Source organism: Streptomyces sp. NBC_00096 (assembly GCF_045041305.1).
Lineage (GTDB): Bacteria > Actinomycetota > Actinomycetes > Streptomycetales > Streptomycetaceae > Streptomyces.
This window is the reverse complement of sequence record NZ_CP108221.1, coordinates 4614209-4633224: the sequence shown is the minus strand read 5'-3', so window position 1 is coordinate 4633224 and position 19016 is coordinate 4614209. Positions and strand designations below refer to the sequence as shown.

Below are 19016 nucleotides of genomic sequence, written 5' to 3'. Positions count from 1 at the left end.
CGCGGTAGCTTTGACTGGTTAAGCGGAATGAATAAGAGGGATCGAGGTGCACGTGCCTGACGTCTCCGTGGTCGTCATCGTCTACAACGACGCAGAGCGTCTCACGACAGCCGTCCAGTCGGTTTTGGACCAGACTCTGCACGGGGTCGAAGTCGTGATCGTCGACGACTGCAGCAAGGACCGGTCCTACGCGGTCGCCCAGGCGCTCGAAACCGCGCATCCGGGGAGGGTGCGCGCCTTCCGGCTGCCGGAGAACAGCGGGGGCTGCGGCGCCCCGCGCAATCACGGGATCCAGCAGGCCACCGGCACGTACGTGATGTTCCTGGACAGCGACGACGTGCTGGAACGCAACGCCTGCCGCAACATGCTGGACGCCGCCGAGCGGACCGGGTCCGACCTGGTCTCGGGCATGTGCGTCCGGGTCCACCTCGACAACCGTTGGGGCAAGACCACCGAGTGGTACCCGTGGATCTACTCGCGCACCCGCACGCTGGAGTCCATCACCGAGTACCCGGACCTGCTGGTCTACGACACCCTCTCCACGAACAAGTGCTACCGGCGCGCGTTCCTGCTGGAGCAGGGCCTGGAGTTCCCGGTCGGCATCCACTACGAGGACCTGCTCTTCTCCGCGCAGGCCTACGTCGCCGCCCGCCGCATCACGCTCATCCCGAACCACGTGTACTTCTGGAACGTGATCGAGAAGGCCGCGGCGAAGTCGATCAGCAACCGGCGCCACGAGATCGAGAACTTCGTCCACCGGATGGAGATCCACCGCCGCGTCGACGAGCTGCTGGCCGCCAAGGGGCACTCGGAGATCAAGTCCGCGAAGGACGCCAAGTTCCTCAAGCACGACCTGGTGCTGCACCTGCGGGACCTGCAGCTGCTCGGTGACGCCTACCGCCAGGAGTTCGCCCGGCTCGCCAACGGCTACCTGGCCGGCATCGACCCGGCCGCGTACGGACACGTCACCAACCTGCAGGCGATCTGCGCCTACCTGCTCGGCAAGGAGGACTGGGACAACCTCCTCCCGGCCGCCGACGCGATGACCAACAAGGGCCGGCTCACCTCCCCGCTCGCCGAGCGCGACGGGCGCGTCTACTGGTGCGCCGAGCACCTCGACGACGCCGAGGGCCGCCGGATACTGGACGTCACCGACCAGGGCTTCCCGAGCACGCCGCTCACCTCCCTGGCCCTGGGCAACCGCCTCACCTCCTACGAGGACGACGGGCGCGGCACCGTCACCCTGTCCGGCTCCGTCGTGAACCCGCTGGGCCGCATCAGCCCGGAAGCGGAACTGAAGGCCTCGCTCGAATTCCGGGCCCGCCGGCAGATCGGTGTCCGCTCCTTCGTCTTCCCCGTGGCAACCGTGCGCCACGCCGGTGACTCGATCGAGTGGAAGGCCACGGCCGACATCGGCAGCACCGTCCGCCCCCTCGGCATCATCGACGCCGTCTGGGACGTACGCCTGAAGTTGACGGCCGGCGGCTCCCGCCTCACCACCCGCGTCTCCGTCGGCGGGGTGGACCTGGAGAAGGCGGCCCGGCTGCGCGTGCGCCCCCGGCTGACCCGGCTGGTCTCCGACCGCTTCGAGCCGGAGGTCACCAAGAAGGGGAACCTCTCCTACGTCCTGACCGCCCAGGGCGCCGCCGCCGTGCGCACCCAGACGCTGATCAACAGCGCGATGCACGGCAAGGCCGCCGGCGTGGTCAAACGGGGCCTGCGCAAGGCCCTGCGGGCCCGCCGCAACATCAGCTCGGGCGAGCAGAAGGTGAAGGTCTACCACGAGGTCTTCTCGAAGCTGCCGGTCAAGAAGGGCACGGTCGTCTTCGAGAGCCACATGGGCAAGCAGTACAGCGACAGCCCGAAGGCGATCTACGAGGAGATGGTGCGCCAGGGCATCGACTTCGAGCCGATCTGGTCGTACGCGGGCGGCAAGCCCACCGGCTTCCCCAAGGAGGCCACCCTGGTGCGGCGCTGGAGCTGGCCGTACCTGCGCGCGCTGGCGCAGGCCGAGTACTGGATCGACAACCAGGGCTTCCCGCTGGTGCTGGGCAAGCGCCCGGGGACCACGTACATCCAGACCTGGCACGGCTCGGCGCTCAAGCGGATGGGCTTCCACGAGCCCCGCACCAAGGCACAGGACAAGCCCGGACAGCGCCGCTTCCAGGCGGCCGTCGACCGCTTCGACCACTTCCTCATCCGGTCCGAGCACGACGCCCGCACCCTCGCCAAGGGCTTCCGGCTGCGCGACGAGGTACTGCTGCGCACCGGATACCCGCGCAACGACGCCCTGGTCGCGGCCCACCGCGCCGAGGCGGACAGCGGGGAGCGGGTCCGCGGTCCCCTGGCCGGCGAGTTCGGGATCGACCCGGAGAAGGAGGTGCTGCTGTACGCGCCGACCTTCCGGGCGAACGCGGACGGCGCGGTGGAGGGCTTCGAGTTCCCCTTCGACGTGGAGGAGTTCGCCGACCGGCTCGGCGACCGCTTCACGCTGCTGGTGCGCACCCACTACCTCAACAGCGTCAAGCTGCCGCCGTCGGTCGCGGGCCGCGTCATCGACGTGTCCAGGCACCACGACATCACCCCGCTGCTGGCGCTCGCCGACGGGCTGATCACGGACTACTCGTCGGTGATGTTCGACTACGCGGTCCTGGACCGGCCGATGCTGTTCTTCGCGTACGACTACGAGAAGTACGCGACCGACATCCGCGGCACGTACTTCGACCTGAAGGAGAAGGCCCCGGGCCCGGTCGTGGCCACCGCGGACGAACTGCTCCAGGCCGTCGCCGCCTTTGACGAGGCGGACGCCAAGTACGCCGAGGCGCGCCAGCGCTTCCTCGCCGAGTTCGGCGAATACGACCGCGGGGACGCGTCCCGCCGGATCGTCGAGAAGTTCTTCCCCAGGAGCGGCAAGTGAGCCAGCAGACTTCCACCGCACCGGAAGAGGCCGCCGGCGGCCGTGACGTCTTCCTCGTCTCCAACAGCGTGGACGAGCTCGGCGGCGTCACGACCTGGTCGCACCAGATGGCCCGGCTGTTCACCGACCGCGGCCACCGCGTCCACGTCATCGGCATCGCCCCCGTCGCCGAGGAGATCCGCCAGCAGCTGCCGGAGGAACTCCCCTACGCGACGACGACGCTGTACGACGCCCACCCGCCCGCGGCGCGCCGCCTGCACGGCATCAAGGGCCGGCTCAACGCGCCCGAACGGCGCCGCCAGGCGGCCCGCCGGGCGAAGATGCGGGTCAAGGCGGAGGTGCTGAGCGGGCTGCTGCGCGCGGCCCGCCCCGGCGCCGTGGTGATCGTCACGCAGGTCTGGGCGATGGAGTGGGTGGCCCTCGCCGACACCAAGGGGTGCACGGTCATCGGCATGAGCCACGAGTCCTTCGAGGCCAGCCAGAAGTCCACGCGCGGCAACCGCGTCCGCCGCTACTACACGGAGGTCGACCGCATGCTCGTGCTGACCCCCGAGGACGCGGACCTGTGGATCCGCTCGGGCATGGAGAACGTCTCCAGCATGCCGAACCCGCTGCCGTTCATGCCCGGCTCCCCCGCCCCGCGCACCGAGAAGGTCGTGGCGAGCGTCGGCCGCCTCGCCTTCGAGAAGGGCGTGGACCTGCTGCTCGACGCGTGGGCGGACGCCTGCCCGCAGCACCCCGACTGGGTCCTGCGGATCTACGGGGCGGGCGTGGAGGAGGCGACGCTGCGGGCGCACGCCGCCGAGCTCGGCGTGGAGGACTCCGTCCAGTGGATGGGCAGCACCAGCGACGTACTGGGCGCCCTGGGCGGGGCCTCCGTCTTCGCGCAGGCCTCGCGCGCCGAGGGGTTCCCGATCACTCTGCTGGAAGCGATGGCGGCTGGTCTGCCGGTGGCCGCCTTCGACTGCGCGCCGGGCGTCCGCGAGATCGTGCGGCACGGTGAGGACGGGCTGCTGGCCCGGCTCGGCAACACGATGGAGCTGGCCGGGCAGCTGGACCGGCTGATGGCGAACCGCGAACTGCGCGAGCGGCTCGGCGACAGCGCCTTCCGCCACGTGCAGCGGTACTCCAGCGCCGACATCACCGACCGGTGGGAGGAGCTCTTCTCCTTCCTGGAGCGCTGAGCCCAGCGGGCCGAGCCCGGTGAAACGCGTACGAAGCCGCCCGCCCCGGTCGTGTCCGGGGCGGGCGGCTTCGTACGGTCTCAGGTCGGTCCGGGTCCTGACGGGCCGGGTCAGGCCTTGCGGTGGGACTCCCAGCCCGCCCAGGCCGAGGTGATCATCTCGCGCACGTCGTGGCCGGCCTTCCAGCCCAGCTCGGCCGCGATGCGGTCGGCGGAGGCGACGACCTTCGCCGGGTCGCCAGCGCGGCGCGGGGAGACCTCGGGCGCGTAGGCGGCGCCGGTGTGCCCGGTGACCTCGTTGACCAGCTCGACCATCTCGCGGACGGAAACGCCCTCGCCGCGGCCGATGTTGACGGTGAGGTCCTTGTACTCGCCGCTCTCGCCCCACTCCGCGAGCTTGCGGGCCGCCACCACGTGGGCCTCCGCGAGGTCGGCGACGTGGATGTAGTCGCGGACGCAGGTGCCGTCCGGGGTCGGGTAGTCGTCGCCGAAGATGCGGGCGCCCTCACCCTTGTCGAAGCGCTCGAAGATCATCGGCACCAGGTTGAAGACCCCGGTGTCGGCGAGCCCGGCGGTCGCCGCGCCCGCCACGTTGAAGTAGCGCAGGCACGCGGTGGAGATGCCACTGGCCTTGCCCGCGGCGCGCACCAGCCACTCGCCGGCCAGCTTCGTCTCGCCGTACGGGCTCAGCGGCAGGCACGGGGTGTCCTCGGTGACCAGGTCCACGTCCGGCATCCCGTACACGGAGGCCGAGGAGGAGAAGAGGAAGTTGCGGACGCCCGCGGCGGCCACGGCCTGCAGCAGGACCGTGAGGCCGCCCACGTTCTCCTCGTAGTAGTGCAGCGGCTTCTCGACGGACTCGCCGACCTGCTTCTTGCCCGCCAGGTGGACGACGCCGCTGATCCGGTGCCGGGCGAAGGTCTCGTCCAGGAGCCGGCGGTCGAGCACGGACCCGACCACCAGCGGTACGCCCTGCGGGACGCGGTCGGCGTTGCCCGTGGAGAGGTCGTCCAGAACCACGACCTCCTCCCCCGCGAGCAGCATCGCGCGGACGACGTGCGCCCCGATGTAACCGGCACCACCAGTGATCAGAAATGTCATGCGTGTCTCCCGAGTTCTCTCTCTTGCTTCCCGTCCGGCGGCAGCCGGTCCCCCTCTAACGGCGGGTCGAGCGGGCCCGGTGGAGGCGGTTGCGAGCCAGGCTCAGGACCCCCGCGGCACCGGGTGCGATCCGCAGCGCCAGCGATCCGCCGCTCGTGCGGTAGGGCTGCGCCAACAGCACACCGTACCGGCTGCTGGGCAACACCCGCCGGTGAAGCAGGCTGTCGAGGGGGCGCGGGGAGGTGAGCAGGGAGCTCCCGTCGGCGCACTCCACGCTCAGTTTCACGTCCCACGCCTGCATGCCGCGCCGGCCGTCACCGCGCCCGATGCCCGCCAGCGAGGTGAGCCGGAAGGGCAGTTGGGCCGTCCAGTGGCCGCCGCCCGCCGGAGTCAGTTCCACCGGCTCGGTGACCAGCGGCTTCCCCAGGTTGCCCCGGGGCTGGAAGCGCAGCTGGACGGTGCGCGGGCCGGCCTCGGCGAGGCGCCCGTACAGATCGTGCACCTGGATCCGCAGCCCGGAGCAGCCGCTCGGTTCGGCGTCGATGGTCACGGGCAGCTCGGCCGTCACCAGCTCCGCCAGCCCGTCCAGCTCCACCGGCAGCGCGTCGCTCCACACCGGCGCTCCGGTGGGGCCGGTCGCGTACGGGGGCAGCAGGCGCGGCGGGTCGGCTGCGAAGCGGGTCAGCCGCTGGAGGTCGGCGGGGGCGGGCGGCACCGCGGTGGCACGCAGCACCCGTACGATCCAGCGGGCGTGCGCCCCGGCGGCCTCGATGTCGGCGTCGTCGAAGCCGGCGACGTAGTCGCGGGTCAGCGTCCACCAGGCGGCCTGGTACCCGGGGTCCTGGCCGAGCTCGCGCAGGTACATGCGCAGGTCGTACTCGAGGAACTTGACCTGGCAGGCCCGGCCCAGCTCGGGCGAGGACCCGGTGATGATCCGGGAGGCCGCGCGGTGCGCCTCCACGCGCGCGCTCCAGTTGCCGACGTCCTTGCGGTCCAGGGAAATGGACACCTGGGCGGCGTCGCGGCGCACGTGCCACACGTAGACGAGGTCACCGATCACCGCGATGCGGGGGGAGGCGGCCAGCACGCGGGCGGTGAACACGAAGTCCTCGTAGATGAACCGGCCGTCGGGGAAGCGGATCCCGTGCCCGTCCAGGAAGGCCCGCTCGTACAGCTTGTTGACGCAGAGGGTGTCCCGGACCAGCTCCGGCCGGTCCTCCGGCTTGTCGATCACCTCGCCCGGCACGTACAGGCCGGGCACCCAGGGCACGTCGCGGCTCTCGGGCAGCTCACGGCGGACGCAGGAGCCGACCGTGACCGGAGCCCGGTTGTCGACGGCCGCGCGCAGCAGGGCGCCGACCGCGCCGGGGGGCAGGACGTCGTCGCTGTCCAGGAACATGACGTACGGGGCGGTCGCGGCCGCGATGCCGTCGTTGCGGGGGGTGCCGCAGCCCCCGCTGTTCTGCGTGCGGTGCACGACCTTCAGGCGGGGGTGGCGGGCTGCCAGCTCGTCCAGCACCAGTGCGGTGCGGTCGGCGGACGCATCGTTGACCGCGATGACTTCGGCGACAACCGGACCCTGGGCGAGGGCCGAGGAGATGGCCTCGCCCACGAGTTCGGCATCGTTGTACGCGATCACCACAACGGAAACTGTGGGGGTATGGGTGCTCGTCACCCGTGGATCCTAGGCCACAAGAGTAAACGTGGCCTTAAGACCGGCCACCCTTACGGGGCTAAACGGAATCCGCCAGGTGGCCGGGGGGCCGCCGGATGTCCGGCCGGCGCCCCCGTCAGCAGCTCCGTCAGTGGTTCCGTCAGAACGGACGGAACTCGTCGTACTCCTTCTGGACGGAGTCCCGCTCGGCTTCCTTCTCCTTGCGGCGCGTGGTGGCCGGACGCGGCGCCTCCAGACGGTGGTCCTCACCGCGGCGGCCCAGCATCTCGGCACCGGCCATCATGGTCGGCTCCCAGTCGAAGACGACCGCGTTGTCGTCGGAGCCGATGGCGACGCCGTCACCCGCACGGGCACCGGCCTTCTTCAGCGCCGCCTCGACGCCGAGGCGGTTGAGGCGGTCGGCGAGGTAGCCGACGGCCTCGTCGATGTTGAAGTCGGTCTGGCGGACCCAGCGCTCCGGCTTCTCGCCGCGCACGCGGTACACGTCCTCGGCCTCGTCGTAGGTGATGGTGAAGCCCGAGTCGTCCACGGCCTTCGGACGGATGACGATGCGGGTCGCCTCCTCCTTCGGCTTGCGGGCGCGGAACTTCGCGATGACCTCGGCGAGGAAGTAGGACAGCTCCTTCAGGCCGGTGCGGTCGACCGCGGAGACCTCGAAGACCTTGTACCCGCGGGCCTCCAGGTCCGGGCGGACCATCTCGGCGAGGTCCTTGCCGTCGGGGATGTCGACCTTGTTGAGGACGACGAGGCGCGGGCGCTTCTCCAGGCCGCCGCCGTAGAGCTTGAGCTCCTCTTCGATGGCGTCGAGGTCGGCGAGCGGGTCACGGTCGGACTCCAGGGTGGCGGTGTCCAGGACGTGCACGAGGATCGAGCAGCGCTCGACGTGGCGCAGGAACTCCAGGCCGAGGCCCTTGCCCTGGCTGGCGCCCGGGATCAGGCCCGGGACGTCGGCGATCGTGTAGACCGTCGAGCCGGCGGTGACGACGCCCAGGTTCGGGACGAGGGTGGTGAAGGGGTAGTCGGCGATCTTCGGCTTGGCCGCGGAGAGCACCGAGATCAGCGAGGACTTGCCGGCGCTCGGGAAGCCGACCAGCGCCACGTCGGCGACGGTCTTGAGCTCCAGGACGACGTCGCCGCCGGTACCGGGGACGCCGAGGAGCGCGAAGCCGGGTGCCTTGCGGCGCGCGGAGGACAGCGCGGCGTTGCCGAGGCCGCCGCGGCCGCCTTCGGCAGCCACGTAGGTGGTGCCCTGGCCGACGAGGTCGGCGAGGACGTTGCCCTCCTTGTCGAGGACGACGGTGCCGTCCGGCACGGGCAGGATGATGTCCTGGCCGTCCTTGCCGGAGCGGTTGTCGCCCGCGCCGGGCTGGCCGTTGGTGGCCTTGCGGTGGGGGCTGTGGTGGTACTCCAGCAGGGTGGTGACCGCCTGCTCCACCACGAGGATGACGTCGCCGCCACGGCCGCCGTTGCCGCCGTCGGGGCCGCCGAGCGGCTTGAACTTCTCCCGGTGAACGGAGGCGCAGCCGTGGCCCCCGTTACCCGCGGCGACATGCAATTCGACGCGGTCCACGAAGGTGGTCATGGGTGTTCCTCCAGATACATACGGGAATGTCCCGGGCAGGCCTTGCTGCCCATTAAACGTGTCTATGTGACAACGCGCCGAGGGCGGACCTCTCTTCCCGGCTTTCGCCGGGAAGAGCTGAGATCCGCCCTCGGGATGTTTCGGACTACTGATTCAGCAGAAGCTGAGATCAGGCAGCCGGAACGATGTTGACGACCTTGCGGCCACGGTGCGTGCCGAACTGGACCGAACCGGCCTGCAGCGCGAACAGCGTGTCGTCGCCACCACGACCGACACCCGAACCCGGGTGGAAGTGGGTGCCGCGCTGGCGAACGAGGATCTCACCAGCGGAAACGACCTGACCGCCGAAGCGCTTCACGCCGAGCCGCTGAGCATTGGAATCGCGCCCGTTCCGGGTGGACGATGCGCCCTTCTTGTGTGCCATGTCTCAGTCCCTCTTACTTCGCAGCCGCGGGGATACCGGTGACCTTGATCGCCGTGTACTGCTGGCGGTGACCCTGGCGACGGCGGTAGCCGGTCTTGTTCTTGTAACGCAGGATGTCGATCTTGACGCCCTTGTGGTGGTCCACGATCTCAGCCGTGACCTTGACGCCGGCCAGGACCCACGGGTCGCTGGTCACGGCTTCGCCGTCGACAACGAGCAGGGTCGAGAGCTCGACCGTGTCGCCAACCTTGGCGGTGGGAATCTTGTCAACCTCAACGATGTCGCCGACAGCAACCTTGTGCTGGCGACCACCGCTGCGCACGATGGCGTACACGCGGATCTCTCTCTCACTCGGGGCGGATACTCCTGAAGCCAGCCGCTCAGGCAGGAACCACCGCGAGGCGGGACCACACCGATCCGGATTGGACGAGCGGCCTCTCCCGCACGTGGTGCTCAGCGGGAGGAAGGTGCTCAGGAGTGCGGCACGCTTTAAACGTAATCGTCTAAGACATGCCGACGGTCTAGGTTACGGGGCCGGTTCCAGAGGGTCAAACCGGGCCCGGGGGGCTGTGGGCCCCGCCACACGGCGGGGCCCACAGCCTGCGAGCGGATCAGGCTTCGGTCGGAGCCGAGACGGAGGGCAGCGTCTGCTGCTCGGCCGCCGCGGTCTTCTTCGTCGCCCGCTTCGCCACGGTCTTCTTCGCGGCCGTCTTGGCCGTCGCCGCCTTCTTCGCGACGGTCTTCTTGGCGGCCGTCGCCTTCTTGGCCGGGGCCTTCTTCGCCGCGGTCGTCGTCGCCTTCTTGGCGGCCGTCTTGCGGACCGCCTTCTTGGCCGGAGCCGCCGGGGCGGCCTCCTCCACGACGGCCTCGGCCGGGGTCTCCACCGGGGCCTCGACGACCAGCACGGCCGCCTCGGCGCCCGCCGGGGAACCGGCCGGTGCGGTGGCCTTACGGGTGGCACGGCGGCGCGGACGGGCCGGCGCGGCCTCGGCCACGGGCTCGGCCTGGACCTCGGCCGGGGCCTCCACGACGACCGGCGCCGGCTCGGCCTCGGGCTCCGCCTCGGCCACGGGGGCCGTCACGACCGGCTCCGCAGCCGGGGCCACCTCGGCCGGGGCGCCCGCCGGAGCGGTCGCCTTCCGGGTGGCACGCCGGCGGGTGCGGCCCTTGGGGGCCTCCTCCGCCACCGGCTCCGCGACGACGACGGCCTCGGGTGCCTCGACGACCTCGGCGACGACCGCCACCTCGGGCTCGACGGCCTCGACGACCTCGGCCACCGGCTCGGCCACGGGGGCCGCGGCCGCCGGGGTCCGGTCCACCGCACCGCGCGGGGCGCCCGCCGGAGCGGTCGCCTTGCGGGTGGCGCGGCGGCGGTTGCGGCGGCCGTTCACTCCGGCAGCGGCCTCGGCCTCGGCCGGGCTGCTGTAGAGCTCCTCGTCGGCGACGAAGGAGGGCTCGGGCAGCGCGACGGGGGCGGCGGCCTCGGCAGCCACCTCCTCCTCGGACTCGACCTCGTAGACATCGCCCTCGGCGGTCTCCACGGCCTCGATCTCGTGGTCGTGCTCGTGCCCGCCGTCGCGACCGCCGCGACGCTTGGAGCGCTTGCCGTTGCCACCGCCGCCGACCACGGTCGGGGTCTCCATGTGCACGATCACACCGCGCCCGTTGCAGTGGACGCAGGTCTCGGAGAAGGACTCCAGCAGACCCTGGCCCACCCGCTTGCGGGTCATCTGGACCAGACCCAGCGAGGTGACCTCGGCCACCTGGTGCTTGGTGCGGTCACGGCCCAGGCACTCCAGCATGCGCCGCAGGACCAGGTCGCGGTTGGACTCCAGGACCATGTCGATGAAGTCGATGACCACGATGCCGCCGAGGTCGCGCAGCCGCAGCTGGCGCACGATCTCCTCGGCCGCCTCCAGGTTGTTCCTGGTGACGGTCTCCTCGAGGTTGCCGCCCTGACCGGTGAACTTGCCGGTGTTGACGTCGATGACGATCATCGCCTCGGTCTTGTCGATCACAAGCGAACCGCCCGAGGGCAGCCACACCTTGCGGTCGAGCGCCTTGGCGAGCTGCTCGTCGATCCGGTACGTCGCGAAGACGTCCACCTCGGAGGTCCAGCGCGACAGCCGGTCGGCCAGGTCCGGGGCCACGTGGTTCACGTAGCCGTGGATGGTCTCCCAGGCGGTGTCGCCGCTGACGATGACCTTCGTGAAGTCCTCGTTGAAGATGTCGCGCACGACGCGGACGGTCATGTCCGGCTCGCCGTACAGCAGGCTCGGCGAAGAGGTCGAGATCTGCTTCGCCTTCTTCTGGATGTCCTCCCACTGGGCCTGCAGACGCTCGACGTCACGGCGCAGCTCGTCCTCGCTCGCGCCCTCGGCGGCGGTGCGCACGATGACGCCCGCGTCCTCGGGGACGATCTTCTTGAGGATGGTCTTCAGACGCGCGCGCTCGGTGTCGGGCAGCTTGCGGCTGATGCCGGTCATCGAGCCCTCGGGCACGTAGACCAGGTAGCGGCCGGGCAGCGAGACCTGGCTGGTCAGGCGGGCGCCCTTGTGGCCGATCGGGTCCTTGGTGACCTGCACCAGGACCGACTGGCCGGACTTGAGGGCGGACTCGATGCGGCGCGGCCCGTTGGCCATGCCGAGCGCCTCGAAGTTGACCTCACCGGCGTACAGGACCGCGTTGCGGCCCTTGCCGATGTCGATGAAGGCGGCCTCCATCGACGGCAGCACGTTCTGGACCTTGCCCAGGTAGACGTTGCCGACGTACGAGGTGGCTTCTTCCTTGTTGACGTAGTGCTCGACGAGCACGTCGTCCTCGAGGACACCGATCTGGGTGCGCTCGCCGGACTGGCGGACGACCATCACGCGCTCGACGGCCTCGCGGCGCGCCAGGAACTCGGCCTCGGTGATGATCGGGACGCGGCGGCGGCCCTGCTCACGGCCCTCGCGGCGGCGCTGCTTCTTCGCCTCCAGACGGGTCGAGCCCTTGATGGACTGGACCTCGTCGGAGGAGGTGGACAGGGCCTCGGAGCGCTCGCGCGCCGGACGCGGCTCGCGGACCTTGACGACGGTGCGCACACCGTCGTCCTCGCCCGCATCGGCGTCGGTACCACCGTCACCGCTGCGACGGCGACGGCGACGGCGACGACGGCTGGAGCTGGAGCCGAGGGCCCCGTTCTCCTCGTCCTCATCGGCCTCTTCCTCGTCGGCCTCCTCGGCGGACTCGGTCTCGGCCTCCTCCTCGGCGGACTCGTCGAGGTCGGCGGCCTCACCACGACGGCGACGGCGGCCACCGCGGCGGCGACGGCGCGACGGGCGGTCGCCCGACTCGTCGAAGTCCTCCTCGGACCCCTCGAGCTCGGTGCTCTCGGCCTCTTCCTCGACCAGCTCCACGTCGGCCAGCGAGACCGGGCCGGACGGCGCGGCGGCGGCCGGAGCCGGGGCGGCGGGCGCGGCGGTCTCGGCGGCGCCACGACCGCGGCGGCGGCGACGGCCGGCCGGCTGCGCGGCGGGGGCCTGGGTGACCTCGGCCTCGACCTCGGCCTCGACGAGCTCGATCTCCTCTTCCTCGGCCTCCTCGGCCGGGGCTGCCGCAGCGGCGGCCGCGGCCATCATGGCCGCGGTCTCCGGGGTCTGGAACATCGGCTCGGCGAAGACCGGAGCCTGGAACACGGCGACGGCGGGACGCGCGGCCCGGCGGCCACCCCTGGACGGGGCCGGCGCGGCGGGCGCCTCGGCCTCGGCGGCGGGGGCCACGGGCTGCGCGGCGGCGGCCGGAGCGGTGGTGGAACGGGTGGCGCGGCGGCGGCCGCCGCGCTTCGGGGAGTCCACGGCGTCGGCGACGGTGACGGTGGCCTTGGCGGCGGCGACCGGAGCCGCGGCGGGAGCCTCCTCCACGACGGCCTCGGCAGCGGGCGCCTCGGGGGCGGTCACGGCGCGGGTGGCACGGCGGCGGGCACGGGGGGCCGGAGCGGCGGACTCCTCCGCGGCCGGAGCGGCCACGGGGGCGGCGGCCGCGACGGCCGGAGCCTCGGCGACCGCGACGGGCGCGGCCTCGGCGACGGGCACCTCAGGAGCCGTCACGGCGCGGGTCGCACGACGGCGGGTACGGGCCGGGGCGGCGGCGGGAGCGGGCTCCTCCTCCACCACGGCAGCGACGGCGACGGGCGCGGCCTCGGCGGCAGGCGCCTCGGGAGCGGTCACGGCGCGGGTCGCACGACGACGGGTACGGGCCGGGGCGGCGGCCGGAGCAGCCGGCTCCTCCTCCACCACGGCAGCGGACGCGACGGGCGCGGCCTCGGCGGCGGGCACCTCGGGATTGGTCACGGCGCGGGTCGCACGACGACGGGCACGGGGCGCCGGGGCGGCGGACTCCTCCGCGGCCGGAGCGGCCACGGGGGCGGCGGCCGCGACGGCCGGAGCCTCGGCGACCGCGACGGGCGCGGCCTCGGCGACGGGCACCTCAGGAGCCGTCACGGCGCGGGTCGCACGGCGACGGGTACGGGCCGGGGCGGCGGCCGGAGCGGCCTCCTCGGCGGGTGCCGCTGCCACGGGAGCGGGAGCGGCCTCGGCGGCGGCCACCGCACCACCGGGGGGACCGGCGGGCCGGGACGCGGCACGCCGGCGCCTGCGCGGAGGCAGGTTGTCGCTCGGGCTGCCACTGTCGGCGGCGGTGTTGTTGCTGTCGTTTTCGTTGTTGAGCATGCGGGGTTTCTCCCGTCACGCTCCCGGGCGCCGCGGCTGACTTCCGGTCCGGCACGGCTCCGCACAATGAGAGCGGGGCCGGCCTCCGGGGCGCGTTCGCCACACGGGAGCTCAGTTCAATGGCCGCCGGTTCCGTACGTGGTAGTTCGTACGGCCTGGCGGAAGTCTTCAGGTCTGTGCGCGGCCCGACCCAGGTGGCTCCCGAGTCCCAGGGCTGCGCGACGACGACGATCCCTACGCGGCGGGACCTTCCGGCGCCTTCGCGTCGGCGGCTACGGCCACCGTGGGTGGGGCGGCCGTGACAGCCTCGCGGTCGGGCGCGAGCGGGTCGGTCACCGTGCCGGACTCCTCATCGAAGAGCCCCTGCGCCAGCCTGGTCACCGCAGCGGGGACCGGCGGCGTTAGGTCGGCCACGGTTCGGAGACCGGACAGGACGTCGTCGGGTCGCACGGCAGGTGTCAGATGCCGAACAACCAGCCGCAGTATCGCACAAGCATTGTCCAGGGGCCTATCAGCCGGGGCGGTGGCCGATGCGGGAACCACTTCCAGACTGACCACGGCGCCGCGCGTGTCGAAGGTCCGCATGCCGTTCTTGGTGCGGCGCTGGACCTCCACGGCCTCCGCCGCGAGGAAGGCCTCCACGGCCCGTACGGCGTCCGCGGGGTCCACGCCGTCCAGGCGCAGCTCCCACACGGAGGCCGTCAGCCGCTCGGCGAGACCGGAGGTGTGGGCCTCCACGGCGTCGATGATGTCGAGGCCGACGGGCATCGACTCGTCGAGCAGCTCGCGCAGCTTCGCGGGGTCGCGGGGCTCGGCGAGGGCGATCTCGAGGTACTCGGCCTCGCTGCCGGTCCCGGTCGGGGCGGCGTTCGCGTACGAGACGCGGGGGTGCGGGGTGAAGCCGGCCGAGTACGCCATGGGGACCTCGGAGCGGCGCAGGGCCCGCTCGAAGGCGCGCTGGAAGTCACGGTGGCTGGTGAACCGGAGGCGGCCGCGCTTGGTGTAGCGCAGGCGGATGCGCTGCACTACAGGTGCGGGAGGCGGGCCTTCGGGCTGTCGCTTGCCCAGTGGTTCATCTCCTTGTGCGGGGCTCCGCGGCTCGCGCGTCACCCTGATGTCTGTGGGGCCTGCCGGCCACGCCGTGCCCTCCGGCTCACCCCTGCTCGCGCAGGGAGATCTCGGGGGCGGGCGTGTCGCCTGCGGCTGTGTTACTACCCAGAGTACGCGCCCGTGACCTCGGCGGTTCCCCGGCCGGCTCCCCGAACAGCGCCCGCCGTACGTCGGCCCGCGCCTCGCGCACCGCGAGGCGGGAGGTCCGCCACACCTCGCGGACGACCTGGCCGGCCGGGGCGAGGACGTGCCGGTGGGCGGCGCGGGCCGCCCGGCCGGTGGCGGCCCGCGCCGCACGGACGGCGTTCGCGGCCGGGGTGAGCACGTGCCGGCGCAGCCAGCCCGCGGGCCTGACCACGAGCCAGCGCCACAGCCACACGAGTCCGCGCCCCAGCGCCCGGCTCACGCGCCCCGCGAGGTGCCAGGCACTGACGAGCAGCCGCCCGAGCGGTGCGAGCACGTACGCGTACAGCGCCCGCCCGGCGGGCGCGAGGAGGTACCGGTACGCGCCGACCGCCCCGGGCCGTACGGCGTACCGCCACAGCGCGACCCACGGCCACACGAACAGGGCCCGCCCCAGCCACGCGGCCACGGCCCCGCCGCCGCGCGCCAGCCGGGCCACCGCCTGCGCGGCGGGCACGAGCACGTACCGCCACAGCCCCACCCACGGCCAGACGAACACGGCCATGAGTGCGCGCGGCACGAACCAGGCGACCGCGCTCCCGACGGGGGCGAGCACGTGGACGTACAACCCAACGGCCGCAGGACGCACCACGACCCGGTACGCACCGACGAGCAGCCAGGCGGTCCCCGCCGCGACGGGCTTGAGCAGGTACCGCAGCAGCCCGCTCCCGCCGGGCACGAGGACGTGGCGCCAGAGCCCGACCCAGGGCCACACGAACACCACCATCACCAGGGCCCACACGACCCACGCGACGCCCTTGGCCAGGGGAAGGAGCAGATACCGGCCCAGCCCGCGCAGCGTCCATGCGAGCGCGTCACCCAACGGCCGCAGCAGGTACGTCCCCACGGCCCGGCCCAGCCACACGACCGCGTGCCCGACGGGACGGAACACGTACGCGTCCACGGCCCCGGCGATCCACAGGATCCCCCTCCCGGCGGGGAGGAGGAGGTACGAGCGCACGGCCCGCCCCAGCCACGCCAGCCCCTGCCCGGCGGGCACGAACGCGTACCGCCACAGCCCCACCCACGGCCACACGAACACCAGCTTCAGCAGGACGGCCAGCGCCCGCCCCAGCCCCCGCAACACCGGCCGCACGGCCCGCTCGTGGAACCAGTGCAGCCCCCGCCCGGCCGGCCCGAGCACCCGCCGGTTGAGCATCCGCCCGAAGGCGACGAGGAGGTCCCACACCACCCGCACGGGCAGCACGACCAGCACCGCCACGACCTTCACGGGTACCCGGACGACCCCCACCAGACAGCCGTCACCCTGCGGCACCGACTGCGACTTCTCCAGTTCCATGCCGCTAAGGACACACCACACCCCCAAGCCGTTGCGCCGGGGGCGCCTTTCAGTCGATGGATCCGGGATCGGCCAGCCATTGCGCGCTGAGTTCGGTGACACCGGCGATCGTGTCGAAGTCACGGTCGTAGTGCAGCACCGTGAGTCCGTGCGCCCGTGCTGTGACCGCGACCAACAGATCGGTGCCGCTCGCGGAGCGATGGGTACCCCGCTGCGCCAACGCCTCCTGCAGATCGAGGATCTGCTGCCAGCCGTCCCCGGGTACCGGGCGCCAGCCGAACAGGTCACGCAGCTGAGCCTTGGTCCGCTGGTAGTCCTGCGCCGATCGCGCCGAGAAGAGCATCTCGAACTCGGTCGGCTCGCAGAGCGAGATACGTCCGGCTTTCAGGGTCTCGACCCAACTTTCGCGAACGCCGGGGCGAAGGATCCGCCCCGCAGCGGACTTGTCGATCAAGAACTGCTGTCCGGTCATTCAGCGCCACGCCTCGTCTTCGAAGCCCGGCTCGGTGAGTGCGTCGAACGCGCCCTCGTCAGCCAGAGCGATGAGCTTCTCCAGTGCACGCTCACGACGCAGCCGTGCTCCTATTTCCTCGAGCGCCGCGTTGACCGTGTCCTTCTTCGTGGTGGTACCCAGAGCCTCCATCGCCAGCGCGAGGGCTTCCTCGTCGATGTCGATCACCGTCTTGGCCATGCCGGCCACCTCCTGGCAGCAGATGTGGAGTATTCCTCCACGCACTCCCCCAGGATATCCGCTCACGTCAATCGCAGGAACGATAATCCAGCGGTCGAATGAATATGCCCCCTACCGATCCCGGTGGGGGGCATAGACGGGGCGGGCTCAGCCCGAGGTCACTTCACGACCGTGAGAGGCAGCAGCTTCTTGCCCGTGGGACCGATCTGGATACTCGTGTCCAGCTGAGGGCACACCCCGCAGTCGAAGCACGGGGTCCAGCGGCAGTCCTCGACCTCGGTTTCGTCGAGGGCGTCCTGCCAGTCCTCCCAGAGCCATTCCTTGTCCAGGCCGGAGTCGAGGTGGTCCCAGGGGAGCACTTCCTCGTAGGTGCGCTCGCGGGTCGTGTACCAGGCCACGTCCACCCCGTGCGCGGGCAGCGTCTTTTCGGCCGCCTCCATCCAGCGGTCGTAGCTGAAGTGCTCGCGCCAGCCGTCGAAGCGGCCGCCGGACTCGTACACGGCGCGGATGACGTCGCCGACGCGGCGGTCGCCGCGGGACAGCAGGCCCTCGACGACGCCGGGCTTGCCGTCGTGGTAGCGGAAGCCGATGGAGCGGCCGTACTTCTTGTCCCCGCGGAGCTTGTCGCGGAGCTTGCCGAGGCGGGCGTCCGTCTCCTCCGCCGACAGCTGCGGCGCCCACTGGAAGGGGGTGTGCGGCTTCGGCACGAATCCGCCGATCGACACCGTGCAGCGGATGTCGTTCTGGCCGGAGACCTCGCGGCCCTTGGCGATGACGTTGACCGCCATGTCGCCGATCTGGAGGACGTCCTCGTCGGTCTCGGTCGGCAGGCCGACCATGAAGTACAGCTTCACCTGGCGCCAGCCGTTGCCGTACGCCGTGGAGACCGTCCGGATCAGGTCCTCTTCCGAGACCATCTTGTTGATGACCTTGCGCATCCGCTCGGAGCCGCCCTCGGGGGCGAAGGTCAGACCGGAGCGGCGGCCGTTGCGGGTCAGCTCGTTGGCCAGGTCCACGTTGAAGGCGTCCACGCGGGTCGACGGGAGGGACAGGCCCACCTTGTCGTCCGTGTAGCGGTCGGCCAGGCCCTTGGCGATGTCCGCGATCTCGGTGTGGTCCGCGGAGGAGAGGGAGAGGAGGCCGACCTCCTCGAAGCCCGTCGCCTTGAGGCCCTTCTCCACCATCTCGCCGATGCCGGTGATGCTTCGCTCCCGCACGGGGCGCGTGATCATGCCGGCCTGGCAGAAACGGCAGCCGCGGGTGCAGCCGCGGAAGATCTCCACGGACATGCGCTCGTGGACGGTCTCGGCGAGCGGGACCAGGGGCTGCTTGGGATAGGGCCACTCGTCGAGGTCCATGACCGTGTGCTTGGACACGCGGTACGGGACGCCCGACTTGTTCGGGGCGACGCGGGCGATGCGGCCGTCGGGCAGGTAGTCGACGTCGTAGAAGCCCGGCACGTAGACCTGGCCGGTCTTCGCGAGACGGAAGAGGACCTCTTCGCGTCCGCCCGGGCGGCCCTCGGCCTTCCACGTGCGGATGATCTCGGTCATGTCGAGGACGGCCTGCTCGCCGTCGCCGATGATCGCGCAGTCGATGAACTCGGCGATCGGCTCGGGGTTGAAGGCCGCGTGGCCGCCCGCGAGCACGATGGGGTGGTCGACCGTACGGTTGCGGGCCTCCAGCGGGATGCCCGCGAGGTCGAGCGCCGTCAGCATGTTGGTGTAGCCGAGCTCGGTGGAGAAGGAGAGCCCGAACACGTCGAAGGCCCCGACCGGACGGTGGGAGTCGACGGTGAACTGCGGCACCTTGTGCTCGCGCATCAGCTCTTCGAGGTCCGGCCAGACGCTGTAGGTGCGCTCCGCGAGCACGCCCTCGCGCTCGTTCAGCACTTCGTAGAGGATCATGACGCCCTGGTTGGGGAGTCCGACCTCGTACGCGTCCGGGTACATCAGCGCCCAGCGGACGTCGGTGCTCTCCCAGGGCTTGACCGTGGAATTGAGCTCACCGCCGACGTACTGGATCGGCTTCTGGACGTACGGAAGCAGGGCTTCGAGCTGAGGGAAGACCGACTCGGTCATCACGCGACTTTCGTGAAGCGGGCAGGGGGCGACTCTCAAGCGTACCCCGGGCCCCGGCCG

13 protein-coding genes are annotated in these 19016 nt (G+C 71.6%); 2 read left to right on the top strand and 11 right to left on the bottom strand.

Annotated features, from left to right (window positions below):
- The first annotated feature begins 46 nt into the window (after positions 1-46).
- Positions 47-2917, top strand: a complete 2871-nt coding sequence (locus tag OG904_RS20310) for a CDP-glycerol glycerophosphotransferase family protein (RefSeq protein ID WP_405492944.1) — start codon at positions 47-49, stop codon at positions 2915-2917.
- The gene (locus OG904_RS20305; protein WP_405492942.1) at positions 2914-4101 is read left to right on the top strand and encodes a glycosyltransferase; all 1188 of its coding nucleotides are present in this window, start codon (positions 2914-2916) and stop codon (positions 4099-4101) included. The genes OG904_RS20310 and OG904_RS20305 overlap by 4 nt, the downstream gene beginning before the upstream one ends.
- A 110-nt stretch (positions 4102-4211) precedes the next feature.
- On the opposite strand, the gene galE is transcribed toward OG904_RS20305, so the two are convergent.
- From galE to OG904_RS20250, 11 genes are all read right to left on the bottom strand, one after another.
- A complete protein-coding gene (gene galE, locus OG904_RS20300; protein WP_405492940.1) occupies positions 4212-5201 on the bottom strand; it encodes a UDP-glucose 4-epimerase GalE in 990 nt (329 codons plus the stop codon).
- 55 nt (positions 5202-5256) lie between these two features.
- Positions 5257-6876 carry a glycosyltransferase family 2 protein gene (locus tag OG904_RS20295; protein ID WP_405492938.1) on the bottom strand — a complete coding sequence of 540 codons (1620 nt, stop codon included), beginning with the start codon at positions 6874-6876 and terminating at the stop codon, positions 5257-5259.
- A 139-nt stretch (positions 6877-7015) separates the two neighbouring features.
- A complete protein-coding gene (gene obgE / locus OG904_RS20290; RefSeq protein WP_405492936.1) occupies positions 7016-8458 on the bottom strand; it encodes a GTPase ObgE in 1443 nt (480 codons plus the stop codon).
- Positions 8459-8627: 169 nt separating this feature from the next.
- Entirely contained in the window at positions 8628-8882 is a 255-nt protein-coding gene (gene rpmA, locus OG904_RS20285; protein ID WP_030840805.1) for a 50S ribosomal protein L27, read from the bottom strand.
- A gap of 13 nt (positions 8883-8895) precedes the next feature.
- Positions 8896-9216, bottom strand: coding sequence for a 50S ribosomal protein L21 (rplU, locus tag OG904_RS20280; protein WP_112446572.1), 321 nt, complete (start codon positions 9214-9216; stop codon positions 8896-8898).
- A gap of 277 nt (positions 9217-9493) precedes the next feature.
- Complete coding sequence (locus OG904_RS20275) at positions 9494-13591, bottom strand: ribonuclease E/G (RefSeq protein ID WP_405492933.1); 4098 nt, start codon at positions 13589-13591, stop codon at positions 9494-9496.
- 234 nt (positions 13592-13825) lie between these two features.
- On the bottom strand, positions 13826-14617 hold the full coding sequence (locus OG904_RS20270) for a TIGR03936 family radical SAM-associated protein (RefSeq protein ID WP_405492931.1): 792 nt from the start codon (positions 14615-14617) through the stop codon (positions 13826-13828).
- A gap of 127 nt (positions 14618-14744) precedes the next feature.
- Positions 14745-16184: a hypothetical protein gene (locus OG904_RS20265; protein ID WP_405492929.1), complete on the bottom strand. Its 1440-nt coding sequence runs from the start codon at positions 16182-16184 to the stop codon at positions 14745-14747.
- Between the two features lie 49 nt (positions 16185-16233).
- Positions 16234-16656: a PIN domain nuclease gene (locus tag OG904_RS20260; protein WP_405492927.1), complete on the bottom strand. Its 423-nt coding sequence runs from the start codon at positions 16654-16656 to the stop codon at positions 16234-16236.
- Complete coding sequence (locus OG904_RS20255) at positions 16657-16920, bottom strand: type II toxin-antitoxin system VapB family antitoxin (RefSeq protein ID WP_405492925.1); 264 nt, start codon at positions 16918-16920, stop codon at positions 16657-16659.
- 113 nt (positions 16921-17033) lie between these two features.
- A complete protein-coding gene (locus OG904_RS20250) occupies positions 17034-18959 on the bottom strand; it encodes a TIGR03960 family B12-binding radical SAM protein (RefSeq protein WP_405492923.1) in 1926 nt (641 codons plus the stop codon).
- Between the last annotated feature and the right edge of the window lie 57 nt (positions 18960-19016).